Below are 2,787 nucleotides of genomic sequence, written 5' to 3'. Positions count from 1 at the left end.
GGCAGCGAAAACAGCGTCGGTATCGAGGACCCTCGGCTATTGCCCGCCCGCCCGATGATCGGGAGCATCTACCCAAATCCTTTTTCCACGGAGGCCACGTTACAGCTCACATTGCCGCCGCAAGGGGTGCGCGTCGCCCTCTACGACTTCCTCGGGCGCGCGATCAGGCTGCTGTACGAAGGGCATTCGACAGAATCGATGATCGTTGCCATTGACGGGACCTCATTGCCGGCGGGCGTCTATGTGGTCCGGGTGGATTCGGAGGCCAGCGTCGAGACCCGGCTGCTTGTCCGCCGGCCCTGAGAACGGCCGACCGTCCGCATCCTCCTGGCCGCCAGGCACTGACAAGTTACGATGCGGTGAAAACTCCCTTCTTGAGATGCAACAGGCGTATATTCCCGGCGTTGAGGAATTCGCAAGCCACCCACCCACTCACCTCACGAGGAACCCGCCATGTCGCTTCGCATCAACGACGTCGTCCCTAACTTCACCGCCGAGACCACCCACGGCACGATCGACTTCCACCAGTGGCTCGGCGACAGCTGGGGCATTCTCTTCTCCCACCCGAAGGACTTTACCCCGGTGTGCACCACGGAGCTGGGGACCATGGCCGGCCTTGAGCCCGAGTTCACGAAACGTAACTGCAAGATCATCGGCCTCAGCGTGGACCCCGTCGAGAACCATCAGGCGTGGGCGAAAGACATCGAGGAGACCCAGGGCCATAAGGTTAACTACCCGATGATCGGGGACCGGGACCTGACGGTCGCCAAGCTCTTCAACATGCTGCCGGCGGAGGAAACCGGCACCTCGGAAGGCCGCACGCCGGCTACGAACCAGGCCGTCCGCACCGTTTTTGTCATCGGCCCCGATAAAAAGATCAAGATGATGATGACCTATCCGATGACGACGGGTCGCAATTTCTTCGAGATCCTGCGGACACTCGACTCCCTTCAGCTGACCGCCAAACACCCGGTCTCCACGCCGGCGAACTGGAATCCGGGCGACGACATCGTGGTGTCAAACGCTGTTTCCGACGAAGATGCCCGGCAAAAATTCGAAGGATTCAAGATCCACAAGCCGTATCTGCGCACAGCGAAGCAGCCGCGGTAACCCATAGGGGCGCACTGTAGAGTTATATCTAGGGAATGCGCTACAATGTTGTGACTCTGATTGCTTTGTCGAGCTGCTCCGCAAGCTATTGGGGTCGCTACATCCTTTAAGTACCGTCATCCCCGACCCCGTTCGGGGATCCATACAAGGTTCTATGATGCACAAAACCCTGCCTGGAACCGCAAGTGAGGCATTCAGAAATCTTCAAAGGATCCCCGCTTACGCGGGAATGACGATAAAAAGTGACGTCTTAATCATCCGATACCAAACGTGCTCTGATTCGATAACGATCAATAGAGATGTCGAAACTCAGTTATTTCCTGTTCGGCGCGATACTCCTCGCCACCCCCGCCTCCGCCCAGCCGGCCGCGACCCTCGCGGACCTCGCCTTCATCGCCGGCCACTGGCAGGGCGAACCCGAGGGGGCCTTCATCGAGGAGATCTGGTCCGCGCCCAACGGCAATACGATGATGGGCTCCTTCCGGTACATGCAGGAAGGAGAAGCGGTGTTTTTTGAGATGATGACGATCGATACCATCGACCCGATACCCACCCTCCGCATCAAACACTTCAGCGCTGGCTTGATCGCCTGGGAGGAGAAGGCGGAGGTCCATCTTTTCCCGCTCATCCGTGTCGACGGCCACGAGGCGGTATTCGAGCAGGCCGACGGCCAGAAGCGGCTGATTTATCGCCAGACGGGGGAAGAGATGGTGGTGATCCTGGAGGAGATGAAGGCCGGCGCGTGGACGGCCGAACATTTTCCCTTCCGGCGGGCCGTTCCTTAACGCCGGCTTTTTTATTTTCGGATGGAGGTGTTACGAACAGGCGCTTGCCTGGCTTACCGATCCTATACCCCATCCGTCATGAACATCCGTACGTTCGCCGTCCTGGCGCTTTTCCTCCTGGCGCCTGCTGCCCTCGCACAGCAGGCTTCCGACATCACCCTCGAGCGCCTCTACGGCTCGCCCGAGTTTTTTGGTCAGCGCGCGGGGCAGTCCCGGTGGTTGGAGGATAACAACGGCTACACGATGCTCGAACGCTCGGAAACGGTCCCGGGCGGCTTCGACATCGTCCGGCACGACCCCTCCAGCGGCGGGCGGGATGTCATCGTACCGGCGCAGCGCTTCGTGCCCACCGGCACTACGGAGCCGCTCCCGATCGAGGACTACGAGTGGTCGGCCGATGGGCTCAAGCTGCTGCTCTACACCAACTCGCAGCGCGTCTGGCGCACCAACACCCGCGGCGACTACTGGGTGCTCGACATCGCCGACGGCTCGCTCAAACAGCTCGGTGGCGACGCGCCGGCGTCCTCGCTCATGTTCGCCAAGTTCTCGCCCGACGGCTCGCGCGTCGGGTACGTGCAGGGCCACAACCTATACGTGCAGCACCTCACCGATGGCCACATCGACCAGATCACGAAAGACGGATCGGAGAAACTGATCAACGGCACCTTCGACTGGGTCTACGAGGAAGAACTCGCCCTCCAGGATGGCTGGCGCTGGAGCCCGGATGGCCGCTCCATCGCGTTCTGGCAACTCGACGCGTCGGGGATTCGCGACTTCCTCCTCATCAACAACACGGATTCGCTCTACTCCTACACCATCCCCATCCAGTACCCCAAAGCCGGCACCACCAACTCGTCCGGCCGTGTCGGCGTCATCCCCGCCGCCGGCGGCG

4 protein-coding genes are annotated in these 2,787 nt (G+C 60.9%); all 4 read left to right on the top strand.

What is annotated here, in order from left to right:
- Window positions 1-303, top strand: a 303-nt coding sequence (locus SH809_17625) for a T9SS type A sorting domain-containing protein (GenBank protein MDZ4701537.1), incomplete at its 5' end; no start/stop codon positions are given.
- Between the two features lie 150 nt (window positions 304-453).
- Window positions 454-1,110 (top strand): peroxiredoxin, encoded by a 657-nt coding sequence (locus SH809_17620; protein ID MDZ4701536.1) that lies wholly within the window; start codon window positions 454-456, stop codon window positions 1,108-1,110.
- A 299-nt stretch (window positions 1,111-1,409) separates the two neighbouring features.
- Window positions 1,410-1,895: a DUF6265 family protein gene (locus tag SH809_17615; GenBank protein MDZ4701535.1), complete on the top strand. Its 486-nt coding sequence runs from the start codon at window positions 1,410-1,412 to the stop codon at window positions 1,893-1,895.
- A 78-nt stretch (window positions 1,896-1,973) separates the two neighbouring features.
- On the top strand, window positions 1,974-2,787 hold an 814-nt coding region (locus tag SH809_17610; protein ID MDZ4701534.1), incomplete at its 3' end, for a DPP IV N-terminal domain-containing protein.

This window comes from Rhodothermales bacterium, from assembly GCA_034439735.1.
Lineage (GTDB): Bacteria > Bacteroidota > Rhodothermia > Rhodothermales > JAHQVL01 > JAWKNW01.
The sequence above is the reverse complement of the archived record's forward strand: the minus strand, read 5'-3'. Positions and strand labels throughout refer to the sequence as shown.

What these genes read in the sequence shown, in the direction of transcription:
- SH809_17615 (MDZ4701535.1), top strand. Translation starts at nt 1,410, where the DNA reads ATGTCGAAACTCAGTTATTTCCTGTTCGGCGCGATACTCCTCGCCACC.
- SH809_17620 (MDZ4701536.1), top strand. Translation starts at nt 454, where the DNA reads ATGTCGCTTCGCATCAACGACGTCGTCCCTAACTTCACCGCCGAGACC.